The following is a 16,391-nucleotide window of genomic DNA, read 5'->3' as shown; positions in this document are numbered from 1 at the left end:
CTCGTTTTTGATTCAGGTTGTGATGAGCTGCTCAGGAAATTAAATGCCCCGAAAAACTTTTTGGTTGGCGCAAATTTCTTCTTTGAGCATTTTACCCAGGCGAGCGATTCCCTCGTTGATTTTTTCAGGAGTCGGGTAAGAGAAATTCAGGCGCATAGTGTTTTTACCACCGCCATTGGGGTGGAAGCTTTCACCGGGGACATAGGCCACCTTGTTTTTTACGGCAGCCGGGAAAAGTTCAGTGGCATCGCACTGCTCGGGTAAGCGCAGCCAGAGGAACAATCCGCCTTGCGGGTGAGTCCAGGTTACACCTTCGGGCATGTGTTCTTCGAGGGCTTCCAGCATGACGTCCCGGCGTTCCTTATAAACCTGACAGATTTTCTTGACATGTTGATCTAGAAAACCGTGGCGGCCAACTTCGTAGGCCACAACCTGATTGAATGTGGCGGTGTGCAAATCGGTGCCCTGTTTTGCCAGCACCAGCTTGCGAATGACCTCCGGAGGAGCAATGATCCATGCCAGACGAATTCCGGGTGCAAGGATTTTTGAGAACGTACTCAGGTAAATCACATTGCCGGTGTAATGACCGTTTTGAACCCGAGTGCGGGCATCAATCACCTCAACAGCGGGCAGATGCTTACCTTCAAAACGCAATTGACCATATGGGTCATCCTCGACAATCGGCACGCCGTAACGGTCCGCCATTTCGACCAGTTGTTCGCGTCGTTCCTGTGATATGGTAACCCCCATCGGATTCTGGAAGTTTGGGAGTACGTAGATGAATTTGGGACCTGCTCTTAACGCGCCTTCAATGTCTTCAGTGACCATACCGTCATCATCGGTCCGCACGGTAACATATTCTGCACCATAAGTATTCCATGCCTGCAATGCACCGAGGTAGGTGGGTGACTCGACCAAAATTCTGTCGCCGCGATTGATGAAAACCTTGCCGATCAGGTCTAATGCCTGTTGAGAGCCGGAGGTGATCATCACATTCTCGGGGGAAATTTGGATACCGTAACGAGTAGTGTGGCGGGCAATCATTTCTCGCAGGGGCAGGTAACCCTCGGTTGAACCGTACTGCAGGGCAAAATCCCCCTGCTCTTTGAGAACCCGAATACAGGCTTCTTTGAACTCTTCAATGGGGAACACCTCTGGGGCGGGAAGACCGCCAGCAAATGAAATTACATCGGGCTGTTCAGTAAGTTTGAGCAACTCTCGGATGGCTGAAGCCTTTATGCGTTGCATTCGCTGGGCATAGCGGTGATCCCAAAGGGTCTGCATATTTTCACTCTCCTTTTTGATGGGTTGGAATGGGCAGGTAGGTTTTGGTTGATTTCCTGATAAAAATCACAAGGTGTACTGGAAAATCCGGTACACCTTGTGAGCGACACTATTTCGGGAAGCGGCTGATAATTACAGCCGCGCTGGGAAGCAACACCCGATCTCCGGTTTTTAACTCGGCAGGCGGTTTTCCGGCGCTGGTGGGAGCAGATTGGTAAATAAACAATGGGGTACCCTCTTCGGAGGATTTGATTTCCACCAAAGCCTGGCCGGTCAGAAATCCTTCCGAATCGATGGCGCAGCTGGTGACTACACCAATGGTGCGGCCTTTGCGGTCAATCACCGGATCACCAAGGTGAGCCATGCGCACACCTTTTTCCGTGAAGCGGAAGCGTATCACCACGCTGTTGCGGGTTTTCTCGCGTTCCAGAAAAGCCTCGCGGCCAATAAACCACGGTTTATAAGTTTTGACATAACTGCCAAAACCGGCCTCGGCTACGCCCAAGTTTAACTGACCGCCCATCTCGTGTCCGTAAAGGGGTAAACCAGCCTCGGTACGCAATGAATCGCGAGCGCCTAACCCGCAGGGTTTTAAGCCGAGGGGTTTTCCGGCTTCCAGTAAGGCTTGCCAGAGCTGAACAGCCTGATCTGGATGTACGAATAGTTCAAATGCCATCTTTTCACCGGTGTAGCCAGTGCGTGAAACAACGAGATCCATTCCGCCGACCACCGCTTCGCACAACTCTGTGCGTTTTAGTGCCATGATGCGGCGACGGGTTTCGGCATCGGTTCCAAGTGCCAGTAAAATCTCGCGCGATTTTGGCCCCTGCAAGGCAATGTCCACGCGCATATCCTGCCCCTCTTTAGGATCACGGAGATTGCGGAGGATGACGTTGCGGCCAAAGGCGCGTGCCCATGGGCGTTGGCGGTCCACCATGACTTCACCGTTGCGGACGGCGTTCAGCCATGCCCAGTCTTTATCATCATTGGCAGCATTGACCACGATCAGGTATTTTTGGGCGGAGCGGCGGTAAACCAGCAGGTCGTCAATTACATTGGCATTTGGATCCAGAAAATGCGTATAACAGGACTCGCCAACCTCCAGAGCCGAAATGTCGTTTCCGCATACTCCATCCAGGAACACACCGGCATCGGGGCCTTCAGCCTGATAAACGCCCATATGAGCAACATCAAATAACCCGGCAGCCTGGCGGGTTGCCAGATGTTCCTCAACTACCGATGTGTACCAGACCGGCATTTCCCAGCCGGCGAAAGGTATCAATTTGGCTCCTAATTGCTTATGCGCTTCGTAGAGCGGCGTTCGGCGGAGTTGGTCGGTTTCTTTGTCCTCCCATTGGAAAGCAGGCAAAGGGGTGCCCTGAGTTTCAGGCTTGATCCCAATGAAATACGGTTTCCGGCTGCCATCCTCAAATTCCAGGGCTGAGGTTATGGCACCTTCGGCATCTTCAGTCACATAGATTGGGCCGGGCGTGCGACGGAGCAGGTCCTCGTCAAATTTTACATAACCATCCGAGAGGTCTCGCAGCCATGTGGCTGCCAGCCCGGCTTTTTCAGCCGGCAGGCTGAAGCGGAAGTGTTCGGCGTCCACACAGGTAAGGATACCCTGTACTTCGCCGTGTGGCGTAATCAGGGAGGTGGCCTGGGATTGCCCCGTTTTCAAATCTTCACTATCTGCTGTAAAGACATAATTGATAAAGGTGCGGATACCACGCCCATTCAGTTTATAGGCTGTCCAACCCTGCTTATTTTCGGGTTGATCATCCATAAAGAAGAAGTGCGGATAGCCATGCTTGCTGGTTTCGAGATCCATACCTGCCTTTTCCGCTAAGGTGCGCACGCGGATTTTGGCATTTTCCAATACATCAAAATTGACCTTTGCCCGGATGGCATCCCCTTTGCGGGTTTCGAGTGAATAGGGATGAGTTGCCAAAAGGACATCGGCCATGATATCCGCAATTTCAACCATTTCAGTTTCTTTCAAACCACGCTGGGTAACCCATGGCGTACCATAGCGAATGCCTGAAGCATTCAGCGCAGTTTTGTCACCCGGAATGGTGTTGCGGTTAAGCACAATTCCGGCAATATCCAAAATTCTGGCAGCTAAATCACCGGAAAGAGGTGTACCGTCATTTCCCACAATTGTTTTACAGTCCACATTCCCTAAATGGGTATTGCTACCGCCATAGGGAATTCGCAATCCACGCTCCATCAGCCGTTGGGTGAGTGCCTGGCAGTTCTTAACAATCTGGTGTTGTAATTGGCGGAAGGAATCGGTTTGGGCAATTTTGAGCGCTGTTGCCAGTGCAGCAATAGCGTGCATGTGCGGCCCACCCTGTTCGCCGGGGAAGACAGCCCGATCAATTTTACGGGCCAGGCTGCTATCATGGGTCAGGATGACGGCACTGCGCGGTCCCATTAATGTTTTATGGGTGGTAAAGGTAACAATCTGAGCAATACCCACCGGTGAGGGAATTGCACCACCGGCGATCAAGCCGGCAATGTGGGATACATCGGCCAGTAAAATTGCCCCGACGGAATCTGCAATCGCTCGAAAGCGTGACCAATCCGGCACCCATGGATAGGATGAATAACCAGCAATGATAATTTTGGGTTTGTGTTCCAGAGCCAGGGCTTCTACTGCTTCGTAGTTAATCTGTTCGGTCTGCGGATTGACATTGTAATGAATGACATTGTAGAGTTTGCCGGAACGATTGACGGATGATCCGTGGGTAAGATGACCGCCGTGTAACAGGTTCATGCCCAGAATGGTGTCGCCGGGATTAAGCAGGGCATGATAGACTGCATTGTTGGCGGGTGCGCCGGAGAGGGGCTGGACATTCACAAACAATTGATCGGCAGGTGCCCGCGGGGTAGCAAATACTTCCGCACAGCGGCGGCGGGCGAGCGATTCAATTATATCGGCGTATTCAACGCCTTTGTAGTAACGAGGGTCGGAATAGCGTCGGTAGTGGGAAAGGCGAGCGGTATAATCAAGAATCTCATCCTCGCTCATCCAGCGAGTTTCTTCGTCGGGGTAGCCCTCGGCATACAAGTTCTGAAAAACGGAACCCAAGGCTTCCCGAACAGCCAGCGGGGCGGTGCTTTCACTGGGGATGAGGATTAGCTTGCGAAACTGGCGCTCCGTTTCAATTTGAATCAGGTCGAAAACGGCAGGATCAATATCCTTCAAAGCGCCACGAATCAAATAATCAGCCATTGACACTCTCCTCTTTTTCCGTTGATTAGATTGTTAAATTGCAGTGCAGTCGTGCCCTTTCGGTGCACCACGTCCATGATTATTGTAGCCCGCAGGGATAGCCGGGTCAAGTCCATTTATCCTGAAGTGGGGTGAAAGTTGTAACCGATTATTGAGAATGGACGGGAACCTGCTCTTCCAGCCACTTCAGGATGACTTGAAAAACTTGTTCCTTATCCGGTTCGTTGTGTAATTCATGATAGCCCCCTTCCCATTCGATGTAGGTAACATATTTCCGGTTTTTTTCTGCCAGTTCACGCGATCCTTCTACAGCGGTTAACTGGTCAGCATTGCCATGTAGTAAGAGCACAGGAACTTGAATCTGTTCTCCATTTTCTCGAATCCACTCACCGGTTTCAATTAACTGAATAGCCAGCCGGGCTGAGATCCATGGGTGAACAAGGGGATCGCTTTTGTAAGCCTGTATGACTTTTGGGTCTTTGGAAAGTCCTTCCAGTTTCAAACCATTATTCAAGGCCGTAGAAGGCACCAGCCGGTTGAGAATTTTTCCAAACACAAGCATAACGCCGGGATCTGAAACAAGTTTGATGCCGGGCGAGGTCACAATGGCACCGGCAACGTTGGGAGCGCGCTTAAGCAAATAAGCCAGTATGATACTACCGCCCAAGGAATGTCCGTACAAAAAGATTGGAAGGTCGGGATAATTTTGCCTGCTGCGGCTCAGGAGTGTGTCTAACTCCTCAAAGAAACATTCATAGGAATCCACATGACCGCGTTTGCCGCCGGTCTGTCCGTGTCCGGCGTGGTCGGAGGCAATCACAGCATAACCGTGCTGGTTAAGCAGTTGGGCAAGGTGTTGGTATCTGCCGCTGTGTTCACCCAAACCGTGAACAAGGATGATCACACCGCGAGGAGATTGATCTGGTTTCCATTCAATCCCATAATAAGAAATCTGATGGTCGCTGTTCCAGTTGAATTCAATTACAGTCATGGAATCCTCTGTTAAGGGGTTGGTGCTTTAATAGTTTATACCTTAGGCAACAATCCGACAAGTCAGTTGGTGGTAAAATCAGTCGAGCGCGTGGTGGTTAATTTCCCAAGTGAGGTGAATCCCGATGACAGATCCAAGATTAGAAAAATTAGCGGATATGCTGGTCAATTATTCGGTGGCTGTTCAGCCGAGTAACAAGGTTTGGATCCGTGGTGGGGTGATCGCTCAACCGTTATTGCTGGCAATTTATAAAAAAGTGTTGGAGGCGGGCGGATATCCCTATTTGACTCCTACCTTTCCCCAGGCAACCGAAATTTTTTACAAGACGGCTAACGAAGATCAATTGAAATTTATTGACCCGCCGCGCAAGTTGATGATTGAAACCTATGATTGTTCGATTAACATACTGGGAGATGAAAACACAAAAGCCTTGAGCAATGTGGACCCGCAGAAAATGGTGATTGCATCTCAGGCTCAGCAACCCATCTTCAAGACTTATCTCGAAAGGGCAGCACGCAAAGAATTCCGCTGGACTCTGGCTCAATTCCCAACCAATGCCCATGCACAGGATGCCGAAATGAGTTTGGAAGAGTACTCCGATTTTGTTTTTCATGCAATGATGCCGGATCCAAATGATCCGGTGGGGTACTGGAAGAAAGTATCAGCCCGTCAGCAAAAAATTGTGGAATGGTTGAAGGGCAAAGAGGAAGTGCGGGTGATTGGCAGAGAAACTGACTTGCGTTTGAAGATTAGTGGACGGCGATTTATCAACTGTGACTGCCATGAGAACGTGCCGGACGGCGAAGTGTTTACTGGTCCGGTAGAGAACAGTATTGAGGGGCAGGTTTATTTTTCTTATCCGGCAATTTATGGCGGACGAGAAGTCAGTGGGGTGCGATTGTGGTTTGAAAAAGGAAAAGTGGTCAAAGCAACCGCTGAAAAGAATGAGGAATTTTTGCTAAAAACGCTGGATACAGATGAAGGCGCGCGTTATGTGGGTGAGTTTGCGATTGGCACTAACGAAGGAATTACCCGTTTCTCGCGGAATATCTTATTTGATGAAAAGATTGGGGGTAGTTTTCATATGGCGCTGGGTGCCAGTTACCCGGAAACCGGCGGGCAAAATCAATCCGCCGTTCACTGGGATATGATCTGTGACTTGAGGGACGGAGGCGAGATTTGGGTAGATGATCAATTACTTTACAAAAATGGACAGTTTGTTATTCGGCTTGATGATTAAAAATCAACATGGATAATTCGGTTGAGAATTTTCCCGATACTTCTTCCAATGATCTTGGCCTGACTCACAATGGGGGCTGTCTTCAGACGGCTCTCTTTGTCTTCTTTCTCATCTGGTTGGGGGCAATCAGTCTGATTGCCCTGGTGGGAATTTGGCTGTTCGAAAACTTGTTGTTTGAGGGCTCGTTGGGGCTGCCCGATGGGCGTGGTTGGGCAGGAATGGGGTATCTCATTTTGGTTGCTTTGCCATTGGCGTTGCTGGCCTGGCTGCCGGGAATTCAACGCAGTTTCTATCGGGCGTTGTTTTTACCGACTGTTGCCGGGCTTTTAATGCTACCGGCGAGGTGGTTGTTCCTGACCGATTTTCAGACGGCTGCGTGGATAGTGATTGGCTCGTTGGGAATTGTGATCTGGATCGGTTTGAGAATTCTTTCCCGTTATCCTTCCACCGATTCGGATATTAAGACTCGTTTCCCATCGTTATTTGCAATTCTCTGGCTGATTATTGGCCTGGCATGGATTCCATATGTTTTATGGGGAGCCTTTGGCTCACTGCTGGACTTGATTTTGGGATTAACCATTGGGGCATTGTTGGGCTGGTTAATGGCTTTGTCATTAGATTTGTTTGTCGCCAAATCCCGCTCCGCTCATTCTACTGCTAATTTTCATACGCTTTTCATAAAGATCCTCTTTGTGGTTTCAGCGGGTTTGATTTTGAGTACTTGTCTGCCGTTGGTTGGATATCAATTCAGTTTGACTTTGCCTTTGATAATCAGTGCAATTGGGGCAGCAGTAATTCACTCTGTGATGGAAAACGCTGTTACTTCATTGCGCCGCGGGGGTGTGGCTTTGTATGTTGGGGCAGCCATCGCTCTTCCATTGATTTTCATTGATGGCGACGAGTTGATGCTGGTTATCACCTCGACAGCCGGTGAATTGATGGGGTTTGCGGTGAGGATGGCATTCCTGCATGGTATTCTGTTGTTGGCGGCTGGGATTGCTGGCGTTGTATTTATCCGAAAACTCAGGGCTCTGACGCTATCCAGCAATCGGGGTTATTTTGCGGCTGCTTTGATATGGGTGGTTGGTCTGGCGGTGTATATTATCCTCGGTCAACCCGGCTTTTACGGGGAGCAGCTGTTTGTCATCTTTCGAGAACAGATCAATTTTGATCAACAACCGCTGCCGTTGGATCCGATAGAACGACGAAAGATTGTTTACCAGATGCTGGTAGAAAATTCCGAAAGGACGCAGTCGGATATCCGAAATCAATTGGATCGTTTGAGGATTGACTACCGGGGGTATTATCTGGTCAATGCGATGGAAGTCAACGGTGGACCGCTGATTAAGTTTTGGCTGACCAGTCATCCTGCAGTGGAACGTGTCTTACCCAGTCCACACCTGCGTCCCTTGAGCCAACCTCTGCCAGCGGTTAAAGGCAATATTCAAGAGGTTCAACCCGATCAAGATTGGAATTTGAAGATGATCCGTGCGCCGGAAGTATGGAGTGAATTGGGGGCGCGCGGGGCTGGCATTGTGATCGGTTTGGCCGATTCGGGGGCGGATTGGAAACATCCCCAATTATATGATCAGTACCGCGGGAAGAACGGTGATCACAATTATCACTGGCTGGATGTCTGGTCCGGCAATCCTATCCCAACGGATACCAGCGGTCATGGCACTCACACGCTCGGTACCATTCTTGGGAAAGATGTGGGAGTTGCGCCAGATGCCGAGTGGATTGGCTGCGTTAACCTGGCGCGTAATTTAGGCAATCCTGCCGTTTATTTGGAGTGCTGGCAATTTTTGTTTGCGCCTTTTCCACAAGGTGGTAATCCATTCACGGATGGCAGACCGGAGTTAGGCGCTCACATTTTCAATAATTCGTGGGGCTGTCCAGAAGTGGAAGGCTGCGATGCGGCGGTGTTTTTACCGGCTGTGCGGGCGCTTGAAGCTGCGGGGGTCTTCGTAGTAGTTTCTGCCGGCAATTCCGGCTATTCCGGCTGCGGGAGTGTAGATGCACCGCCGGCAATATATGAGGAGGTGCTGACGGTTGGAGCGGTCAACCGAAATGGAGACCTTGCCGGTTTTAGCAGTATTGGGCCGGTAATTGTGGATGGTAGTCAACGGTTGAAGGCGGAGATTTTAGCTCCGGGTGAGGAAATTTTCTCTTCCTACCCTAATTCCAGTTACGAGATGGCAAGCGGTACCTCGATGGCTGGACCCCATCTTGCCGGAGTGGTAGCGTTGATGTGGTCGGCAAATCCGGCGTTAATCGGAAATGTGGATTTGACCCGCCACATCATCTTTGATACTGCCCAGCCCTATCAAGGAGTATTACCTGAATGTGTGAATGCAGTTACCCGTCCGGCGCAGGGAATTGGTTATGGAATTGTTGACGCCTTTGCAGCGGTTCAGCGCGCAAAAGAAGTTCGATAGATTCCAGACCATCGAATTTTTGTATAATAATATTTGGAAATAAAAAATGTTTAAAGGTTGGCGATATTGGAGATTGAGGTTAATGGTCAATGGTGTAACCTCAATCGAGGTTTGGGGTTTATTTAATGCGCGTAAAAATTGGGCAGGGATGACACCGTGGAAGAATTAAGCGACACCGAAGTCATCAGCCTTGCATCGGAAGGCAGCCAGGAAGCCTTCAGCGTTCTTTACCAAAGGTACGTCAAACGTATTTATAACTACATCTACTACCGAACTGGCAGTGTGCATGATGCGGAAGATCTGACCGAAAAAGTCTTCTTTCGCGCCATGAATCACATCCATAATTATCGTAATCGTGGACTGCCGTTTTCGGCATGGCTGTATCGGATTGCTCACAATCTGGTGGCGAACTGGCACCGGGATAACAAACGGCGGAAAGAGGTGCCACTGGAGGACCACGCCTACACGATTCGACACGGTGGTGAACATCCGGAGAGTGCACTGGTCAAAGGGCAAGAGATTGAACATTTGATCAAAGTTTTACAAAAATTACCGGAAGACCGTCAGACGTTGATTATTTTGAAGTTTGTTGAGCGGCTATCGAACGAAGAAATTGCCCAAATTATGGGAAGGAGTGAAGGCGCTATCAAAAGTTTGTATCATCGCACGTTAATTGCCTTACGCGATGAATTGGATTTGCAAATTAAGGAGAGAGAAGAATGATTAAGATTGTAACGGATGGATCGGCGGATATGCCGGAAGGATGGGAAGAAAAATACGACATCAAGATCATCCCCCTGTCCATCGTTATGGGAGACCAGACCTATCTCCAATTCCGGGATGTCACCTCAAAAAATTTCTACCAGCTGGTCCGGGAGAAACGGTTCCCGCCAAAGACTTCTCTTCCGTCCCCCTATCAGATCATGGAATTTTATCGTTCCATAGCCCAAAAAGGGGAAGAGGTTCTTTCCATCCATCTGGCAAGTAAATTATCCGGTACTTTCGCTGCAGTCAAGCAGGCTGCGGATGAAATAGCCGGAGAAATCAAAGTATATCCCTTTGATTCAGGCGCAGGATCAGCGGCACTCGGTTTTATGTGCCGGGAAGCGCGCCTGCTCAGTCAAAAAGGTTGGGAGATACCGAAAATCATCCAACACCTTGAGGGTGTACGAGATCGTCTCACGGTCATTTTTACACTGGAAAATCTGGAATTTGCCTATCTGAGCGGACGTATCAACAAACTGCAAACAGCGTTGTCTTCTCTCTTACGCATCAATCCGATAATCGTGTTGCGGGAGGGGCTGCTGAATATGTCCGAAAAGGTTCGCACCCGCCAGCGAGCGCTGGATCGCGTTCTCGAGCAGGTTCAACAGCGGGTTGGAGATAAAATGGCAACGCTGGCAGTGGTTCATGCGGCTGCGCCCGAAGCGGCTCAGGCCATGGTCGAGAGGTTAAGAAAGGTTTTTCCGCAAATTCGCGAAATTGTGGTGACCGAATTGTCCATCCCGGTTGCTGCCCACCTCGGACCCGGGACCATTGGGATTGTGGCATACCCTGAGGACAGGGAAGAGGAGTGAGCATCATGCAGGCGCCTGTGGTTTTGGAAGGATTGGAAAGCGATTTGGCGTTGCTATTTAAGCCGGTTGACCCCAGTCCAGTATTTGTTGAATCGCTGGCAGTACGCTTGAAAAAACCCAGACAGGTTCAACTGGAAAAGGCGGGGAAAGCCCCCCTTCTGCTCATCATGGTTGGCAGCGGACTGCTGGTGGGTGTGTTGTTTTACCTGTTTTTGCGGGTAATTCGATTATTCTTTCAAAATGGATAGCGGTTTTAAACAACCCCGAGTTTCTCTTTGAGTTGCTGGACAGTTGGCTCAACTAAAATGCTACCGTCAGGGAAAACAATGGTTGGCACACTGCGGTTGCCGTTGTTGACCTGTTCAACAAAACGGCGACCTTCCATGTCTGTGTCAATATCAATATATTCATAAGGTATTTTCAATTCATCGAGGGCTGCACGCGCCCGGCGGGACGTATAACACCAGGATGTACCATAAAAACGAAGCGCTTGTGAAAAATTAGTCAATTTTGTCCTCCATCCATTGGTTTAATTCCTGAATAAATTGTCTGGCAGTATGCAATAAATCCACTGAAACTGGTAATTGATGTTGGGGGTTAACCCGCATGGTAAGCGTTTCAGCGTATCGGCGAATTGAATCGGGAAAATCTGCATTTTGGCTCACAATGAATAGGGCGTCCAATCCATTGATACGGCGGATATCTATCCCCGACCTCGCAAGGCAGGCCTGAGCAGCAAAACCCGCAGCCCGGCGGGCACAAACGCGTGTCATACCCTCATTATTTTGTAACCGGGCTTGTTCAGCCAATTCAAATTCCCGGTTGATTTGTGTGAGGATCTCACTGCTCAGCATTAAAGCAATTTTACCAGTAATTCATAAGCAGGTTGTTTAAATGGATAAATGCTTCCTGGCGGAATTGCAAAGAGCCGGGAAGCATTTTAACAGCGGGTTAATCTTTTAAGCCCAGCCCTGATTTTTAACGAAATCAGTAATGACCGGCAAGGTGATATATTCACCTTTATTGGCGCGAATCGCCAGCCAAATGACAATGCCCAGGGTCAAAATTGGGCCAATGCATCCGATAATGGGGATGAAAGCAAGAATGGTATTAAGGATGACCAACACAATTCCCAGCACCAAAGCCTGCATGTAATGAGCTTTGATGAATGGACGATTTTTCTTGTCTTCCATCAGCAGGATAATGATTGGGACGAGCGGGGTTAATAAATAGGATAAGAGCGCCCACAAGCGGTCATCACTGGTGATGCCATCCGGAGAAAAGGATACGTCAGACATGGGGTATTTACCTCCTTGGCGAAATGAATTGAAAATCAGAACATATTTATTGTATAACGGTTTTTGGATGAATAAAAGCCAAATTCTCAAGGAGTTTTTAATTTTGTGTTAAAATTTCCTTTCATGATAGAACACCGCATCGTTTTCATGGGTTCACCCGAGTTTGCCATTCCTTCTCTAAAAGCGCTTGCGCGGTATTATCAGGTAGTGGGGGTTGTCACTCAGCCTGATCGGCCGTCGGGGCGGGGTCGAACCCTAACTCCACCGCCGGTTAAGGTCGTTGCCCAGGAATTGGGAATAGAAACCATTCAGCCGAACCGCTTGAAGGAAGCCGGGGTTTGGGAGAAGTTGGTGGAATGGGCGCCAGATGTGATTGTTGTGGCAGCCTTTGGGCAAATTTTGCGGCAAAATGTACTGGATTTACCCCGGTTTGGATGTATCAATGTGCATGCCTCCTTACTGCCGCGTTGGCGCGGGGCTGCACCCATACAGGCCGCAATATTGCATGGCGATAAGGTCAGTGGTGTTTCTATAATGAAAATGGATGCCGGCATTGACACCGGGCCTGTTTTGTCGCAACGCAGCATACCCATAGAAGCGGATGATGATGCAGCCAGTCTTGGCAATAAACTGGCGATTGCCGGGTCAGAATTGCTGCTTGAAACACTTCCAGATTATCTGCGTGGTGAAATTATTCCCCAAGTTCAGGATGAATCTCAGGCAACCTATGCGCCAATGTTAAAAAAAGAAGAGGGAGGACTGGACTTTGCTCAACCAGCGGAGTACCTTGAGCGGAAAATCCGGGCATTTTTCCCGTGGCCAGGTGCTTATTTGGTTTGGGAGGGAAATTTTTTGAAAGTCAAGCGTGCTTCTGTTCTTCAGCAGAGTGTCTTGCCGCAGGGTAAAAGATCGGTTGTAGATGGCCTGCCTGCTGTTGGCACGTCAGAGGGAGTTTTGTTGCTGCGTGAGGTTCAACCGGCCGGCAAGAAATGGATGAACGGCGAGGAATTTTTGCGTGGCGCACGGCAGTGGCGTGAAGTGTAAGGCCAATTTCCGATTAATGGGTGGAATCAAATGCGTTTTTTGATCTTTGGGATGGGGGCGATCGGAACATACATCGGTGGCAGCCTGACTTTAGGCGGCGAGTCGGTCATCTATCTTGAGCGATCGGAGGTTGCCGGACGTTTTAACCTGCAACCATTAATACTCGAAATTGAGGGCAAAGAAAAAACTTTTGTGCCGGAAGGGGTGAGCGATTCGCTGGAAGAGGTATTTGGTCACTCTCCCATAGATGTGGCGTTGGTGGCGGTCAAGTCTTTCGACACACTGGAAGTTGCCAGACGCTTGCAGCCCTATCGCGATCAGATTTCAGCGGTAGTCAGTTTACAAAATGGCGTTGAGAATGAAGAAGTTTTAGCCGGGTATGTGGAAAAAGACCGGGTGATTGCGGGCACCCTGACCAGTGCGGTTGGTAAAATAGAAACCGGCAAGGTTATTCTGGAAAAAAAACGTGGCATCGGTATTGCAAGGGGGCACCCGCTTTCTGAAAGTATCGTGGAATCATTCAACCGGGCAAATTTGAATGCCCGCCTGTATCCACATGCCGGCGAGATGAAATGGTCAAAATTGCTCACGAACCTTCTGGCAAATGCCACTTCTGCCATTTTAGATCTAACCCCTGCCGAAATCTTTTCCGACCCTCGCTTGTTCCGAATTGAAACGGCGCAAGTCCGCGAAGCAGTCAGGGTCATGAAACGCCTCGGATATCGAGTGGTTGATTTACCGGGTACGCCGGTTCGTTTGTTGTCGGTTTTGTTTCATAAAATCCCGGAGGGGATTGCCCGCTTGCTTGCAGGTAAGACACTGGCAGCCGGGCGAGGCGGTAAGATGCCCTCTTTTCATGTTGACCTGTATCGCGGATACCGCCCTTTGGAGGTTGATTACCTGAATGGAGCAGTTGTGCGATTTGGAGAACGGCTTGGCGTTGCCACACCGGTCAATTCATTCTTGAATGAAACCCTCTTGTCCATCGCCGAGAGACCGATTGAAGAAAATGTTTATCGAAAAAATCCCGAGCGATTGATTGCGGATTTATCGAAAAGAGTGAGGTTATTTTCATGAACATCCCAGAGTGGGTGAAAGATAGTATTTTTTATCAAATTTTTCCGGATCGGTTTGCGAATGGAAATACAGAAAATGATCCGCCTAATGTTCAACCTTGGGGCAGTGCGCCGGATCCTGTTCATTTTCAAGGGGGAGACCTGGCGGGCATCGAACAAAAATTGGATTACTTGCAGGATCTGGGTATCAATGCAATTTACCTGAATCCGATCTTTTTATCTCCTTCTACCCATCGCTACAACACGGTGGATTACTACCGGATTGATCCCAAGTTGGGTACGCTGGATGATTTTCGCAGATTGCTAAAAAAAGTACATCAACGCGGCATGCGAATAGTTTTAGATGGTGTGTTCAACCATTGTGGACGAGGTTTTTTCGCTTTCAATGATTTATTGGAAAATGGAAGGAATTCTCCCTATCTGGATTGGTTTCATATTCGGGGATTTCCGTTGAACGCTTACAGCCGGGGAAAGGCGACCCGATATGAGGCATGGTGGGGCTTCAAGAGTCTGCCAAAATTTAATACCAATAATTCAGCCGTGAGGCGATATCTTATAGAAGTGGCTCGCTATTGGGTTGAGGAAGGAATTGACGGATGGCGTTTGGATGTCCCCAATGAAATTGATGATGATGAATTCTGGGGCGAATTTCGGCAGATCGTAAAGTCAGCAAACCCAAATGTTTATCTGGTGGGGGAAATTTGGGATCTTCTTGCCCGGTGGGTGAATGAAACTCACTTTGATGGGGTCATGCATTACCCCTTGCGCTCGGCGATTCTGGATGTGCTGAGAGGCGGCATTGGAATCAACGATTTTTACCTGCGCCTGATGCAAATTGAAGAGACTTATGGGCAGGATGCCTTATTCGGTATGTATCTGCTGCTTGGTTCTCACGATACGGAGAGAGTAAAGACCCTCCTCAATGGAAATGCCCAAAAATTGCGACTGGCTTATCTGCTGATGTTTGCTTTTCCGGGGACGCCGGCGATTTACTATGGGGACGAAGTTGGCCTGGAAGGTGGCAAGGATCCGGATTGCCGCAGGGCGTTTCCGTGGAATGAAAACGGGTGGGATCGCGATTTGCGCCAATGGATTCAAAAATTAATTCAAATCCGCCGCGAAACACCACTGTTACGGCGAGGAAAATGGAAATTGCTTGAACCCACGCAATGTGATGGAGTCGTTCGCATGGCTCGGGAGGGTGGTGGTGAGAAATTATTAATTCTGGCGAATCTCAATTCTGAGCCTTGCTGGATTTCATTACCTGCAGAAACGGAAAACCCTCTCCCCCATCAAACACTGCGTAATTTGCTGGGTGATCAATTTCCGATTGAGAAAAATCAAAATCATTGGGAAATTAGCTTACCTGGCCTGAGCGGCGGGTATTTTTCAACTGCTTTTTGATTCCCAATCAGATAGCCAACCGATCTCTTCCGCGGCCATGAACAGGTCGGTTGCCGTGATCATGCCGATCAGTTCGTTGTTTTCATCAACAACCGGCAGATGGTGGACGTTCTTCTCCTGCATTTTTCGGGAGCATTCCACGAGAGTCCATTCCGGATGAGCAACCTGAACGGGGGTGGTCATGATTTCTCGTACGGTGGTTTCCGCCGGGTTGCGAGAGGCTGCGATGATCTTGTCGCGAATATCCGTGGTTGTGACAATCCCATAAGTGGTGTTGTGATGATCTTTCAAAACAACAACCAGGCTATGAATATGGCGGCGGCGCATGAGGGTCATGGCAAATGAAACACTGCTGTCAGCATCAATGACCACCACGGGACTTGACATCCAATCTCGAACCAGATGAGACATCGCGAATTCCTCCTAACTAAAACGAAGCAGGTTTGGTATCTTCTCGTGAGCGGTAAATTTGGTCAGTTTTTGCTGCCATGATGAAATCGTTGCGGTGTAAGCCGTTGACCACATGTGTCCACCATTCCACCGTCACTTTTCCATACTCAATGGTGAGTTTGGGGTGGTGATCTTGCTCGTCTGCAGCCAGCCCAACAGCCATGCTGAAATCCAAAGCATCTTTATAGCGTTTGAATCGAAAGGTTTTTTGTAATTTTGGCACCTCCTCGGAATCGATGACCATCCAACCTTCTGCCATTGGCAGAAGTGTGTCAATCTCATTGTGGTTTAAAGGTGGGGTACCTTTTTGGGGTCTAACACACTGCTCACGACTTAATTCGCTCATGGTTC

Annotated in this window: 16 protein-coding genes and 1 pseudogene; 8 read left to right on the top strand and 9 right to left on the bottom strand. The window is 49.2% G+C overall.

From position 1 onward, the window contains the following. Window positions 1-39 precede the first annotated feature (39 nt). The 4 genes and pseudogenes from VAE48_RS01980 to VAE48_RS01970 all read right to left on the bottom strand — a co-directional run bounded on the left by VAE48_RS01980 (window position 40) and on the right by VAE48_RS01970 (window position 5,513). Window positions 40-1,284 (bottom strand): PLP-dependent aminotransferase family protein, encoded by a 1,245-nt coding sequence (locus VAE48_RS01980; RefSeq protein ID WP_322791633.1) that lies wholly within the window; start codon window positions 1,282-1,284, stop codon window positions 40-42. Window positions 1,285-1,393: 109 nt separating this feature from the next. Next, window positions 1,394-3,070: a glycine cleavage system aminomethyltransferase GcvT gene (gene gcvT / locus VAE48_RS17470; protein WP_416181012.1), complete on the bottom strand. Its 1,677-nt coding sequence runs from the start codon at window positions 3,068-3,070 to the stop codon at window positions 1,394-1,396. A 51-nt stretch (window positions 3,071-3,121) separates the two neighbouring features. Then, window positions 3,122-4,522 (bottom strand): annotated as a pseudogene (gene glyA / locus VAE48_RS17465) (serine hydroxymethyltransferase); the annotation flags it as partial. A gap of 148 nt (window positions 4,523-4,670) precedes the next feature. Further along, a complete protein-coding gene (locus tag VAE48_RS01970; RefSeq protein ID WP_322791631.1) occupies window positions 4,671-5,513 on the bottom strand; it encodes an alpha/beta hydrolase in 843 nt (280 codons plus the stop codon). Window positions 5,514-5,637: 124 nt separating this feature from the next. On the opposite strand from VAE48_RS01970, the gene VAE48_RS01965 reads away from it, so the two are divergent. From VAE48_RS01965 to VAE48_RS01945, 5 genes are all read left to right on the top strand, one after another. Continuing rightward, entirely contained in the window at window positions 5,638-6,753 is a 1,116-nt protein-coding gene (locus VAE48_RS01965) for an aminopeptidase (protein ID WP_322791630.1), read from the top strand. Window positions 6,754-6,761: 8 nt separating this feature from the next. Then, on the top strand, window positions 6,762-9,191 hold the full coding sequence (locus VAE48_RS01960; protein WP_322791629.1) for a S8 family serine peptidase: 2,430 nt from the start codon (window positions 6,762-6,764) through the stop codon (window positions 9,189-9,191). Between the two features lie 156 nt (window positions 9,192-9,347). Next, a complete protein-coding gene (locus VAE48_RS01955) occupies window positions 9,348-9,914 on the top strand; it encodes an RNA polymerase sigma factor (protein WP_322791628.1) in 567 nt (188 codons plus the stop codon). Further along, a complete protein-coding gene (locus tag VAE48_RS01950; protein WP_322791627.1) occupies window positions 9,911-10,768 on the top strand; it encodes a DegV family protein in 858 nt (285 codons plus the stop codon). The genes VAE48_RS01955 and VAE48_RS01950 overlap by 4 nt, the downstream gene beginning before the upstream one ends. 5 nt (window positions 10,769-10,773) lie before the next feature. Further along, window positions 10,774-11,016: a hypothetical protein gene (locus tag VAE48_RS01945; protein ID WP_322791626.1), complete on the top strand. Its 243-nt coding sequence runs from the start codon at window positions 10,774-10,776 to the stop codon at window positions 11,014-11,016. A 5-nt stretch (window positions 11,017-11,021) separates the two neighbouring features. On the opposite strand, the gene VAE48_RS01940 is transcribed toward VAE48_RS01945, so the two are convergent. From VAE48_RS01940 to VAE48_RS01930, 3 genes are all read right to left on the bottom strand, one after another. Next, window positions 11,022-11,276, bottom strand: coding sequence for a glutaredoxin domain-containing protein (locus tag VAE48_RS01940; protein WP_322791625.1), 255 nt, complete (start codon window positions 11,274-11,276; stop codon window positions 11,022-11,024). Further along, complete coding sequence (locus VAE48_RS01935) at window positions 11,269-11,541, bottom strand: hypothetical protein (RefSeq protein ID WP_322791624.1); 273 nt, start codon at window positions 11,539-11,541, stop codon at window positions 11,269-11,271. Before VAE48_RS01935 ends, VAE48_RS01940 begins: the two co-directional genes overlap by 8 nt. A gap of 186 nt (window positions 11,542-11,727) precedes the next feature. Then, window positions 11,728-12,066 carry a DUF4870 domain-containing protein gene (locus VAE48_RS01930; RefSeq protein ID WP_322791623.1) on the bottom strand — a complete coding sequence of 113 codons (339 nt, stop codon included), beginning with the start codon at window positions 12,064-12,066 and terminating at the stop codon, window positions 11,728-11,730. A 123-nt stretch (window positions 12,067-12,189) separates the two neighbouring features. Between VAE48_RS01930 and fmt the strand changes: the two genes are divergently transcribed. The 3 genes from fmt to VAE48_RS01915 are packed head-to-tail and all read left to right on the top strand — an operon-like array spanning window position 12,190 to window position 15,590. Continuing rightward, window positions 12,190-13,110 (top strand): methionyl-tRNA formyltransferase, encoded by a 921-nt coding sequence (fmt, locus tag VAE48_RS01925; RefSeq protein ID WP_416181011.1) that lies wholly within the window; start codon window positions 12,190-12,192, stop codon window positions 13,108-13,110. Between the two features lie 30 nt (window positions 13,111-13,140). Then, window positions 13,141-14,187 (top strand): 2-dehydropantoate 2-reductase, encoded by a 1,047-nt coding sequence (locus VAE48_RS01920; protein WP_322791621.1) that lies wholly within the window; start codon window positions 13,141-13,143, stop codon window positions 14,185-14,187. Then, entirely contained in the window at window positions 14,184-15,590 is a 1,407-nt protein-coding gene (locus tag VAE48_RS01915; protein WP_322791620.1) for a glycoside hydrolase family 13 protein, read from the top strand. Before VAE48_RS01920 ends, VAE48_RS01915 begins: the two co-directional genes overlap by 4 nt. Here VAE48_RS01915 and VAE48_RS01910 read toward each other — a convergent pair. Beyond that, complete coding sequence (locus VAE48_RS01910) at window positions 15,576-16,001, bottom strand: cyclic nucleotide-binding/CBS domain-containing protein (RefSeq protein WP_322791619.1); 426 nt, start codon at window positions 15,999-16,001, stop codon at window positions 15,576-15,578. The genes VAE48_RS01915 and VAE48_RS01910 overlap by 15 nt on opposite strands. 16 nt (window positions 16,002-16,017) lie before the next feature. Further along, complete coding sequence (locus VAE48_RS01905) at window positions 16,018-16,386, bottom strand: 4a-hydroxytetrahydrobiopterin dehydratase (protein WP_322791618.1); 369 nt, start codon at window positions 16,384-16,386, stop codon at window positions 16,018-16,020. Window positions 16,387-16,391 lie beyond the last annotated feature (5 nt).

Origin of the sequence: Bellilinea sp., from assembly GCF_034432615.1 — a bacterium.
GTDB lineage: Bacteria > Chloroflexota > Anaerolineae > Anaerolineales > Anaerolineaceae > Bellilinea.
Note: the sequence above shows the minus strand (reverse complement) of the source record. Positions and strands in the feature narration are given on the sequence as shown.

What these genes read in the sequence shown, in the direction of transcription:
- VAE48_RS01945 (WP_322791626.1), top strand. Translation starts at nt 10,774, where the DNA reads ATGCAGGCGCCTGTGGTTTTGGAAGGATTGGAAAGCGATTTGGCGTTG.
- VAE48_RS01950 (WP_322791627.1), top strand. Translation starts at nt 9,911, where the DNA reads ATGATTAAGATTGTAACGGATGGATCGGCGGATATGCCGGAAGGATGG.
- VAE48_RS01980 (WP_322791633.1), bottom strand. Translation starts at nt 1,284, where the DNA reads ATGCAGACCCTTTGGGATCACCGCTATGCCCAGCGAATGCAACGCATA.
- fmt (WP_416181011.1), top strand. Translation starts at nt 12,190, where the DNA reads ATGATAGAACACCGCATCGTTTTCATGGGTTCACCCGAGTTTGCCATT.
- VAE48_RS01915 (WP_322791620.1), top strand. Translation starts at nt 14,184, where the DNA reads ATGAACATCCCAGAGTGGGTGAAAGATAGTATTTTTTATCAAATTTTT.
- VAE48_RS01905 (WP_322791618.1), bottom strand. Translation starts at nt 16,386, where the DNA reads ATGAGCGAATTAAGTCGTGAGCAGTGTGTTAGACCCCAAAAAGGTACC.
- gcvT (WP_416181012.1), bottom strand. Translation starts at nt 3,070, where the DNA reads ATGGATGATCAACCCGAAAATAAGCAGGGTTGGACAGCCTATAAACTG.
- VAE48_RS01920 (WP_322791621.1), top strand. Translation starts at nt 13,141, where the DNA reads ATGCGTTTTTTGATCTTTGGGATGGGGGCGATCGGAACATACATCGGT.
- VAE48_RS01965 (WP_322791630.1), top strand. Translation starts at nt 5,638, where the DNA reads ATGACAGATCCAAGATTAGAAAAATTAGCGGATATGCTGGTCAATTAT.
- VAE48_RS01970 (WP_322791631.1), bottom strand. Translation starts at nt 5,513, where the DNA reads ATGACTGTAATTGAATTCAACTGGAACAGCGACCATCAGATTTCTTAT.
- VAE48_RS01935 (WP_322791624.1), bottom strand. Translation starts at nt 11,541, where the DNA reads ATGACACGCGTTTGTGCCCGCCGGGCTGCGGGTTTTGCTGCTCAGGCC.
- VAE48_RS01960 (WP_322791629.1), top strand. Translation starts at nt 6,762, where the DNA reads ATGGATAATTCGGTTGAGAATTTTCCCGATACTTCTTCCAATGATCTT.
- VAE48_RS01910 (WP_322791619.1), bottom strand. Translation starts at nt 16,001, where the DNA reads ATGTCTCATCTGGTTCGAGATTGGATGTCAAGTCCCGTGGTGGTCATT.
- VAE48_RS01930 (WP_322791623.1), bottom strand. Translation starts at nt 12,066, where the DNA reads ATGTCTGACGTATCCTTTTCTCCGGATGGCATCACCAGTGATGACCGC.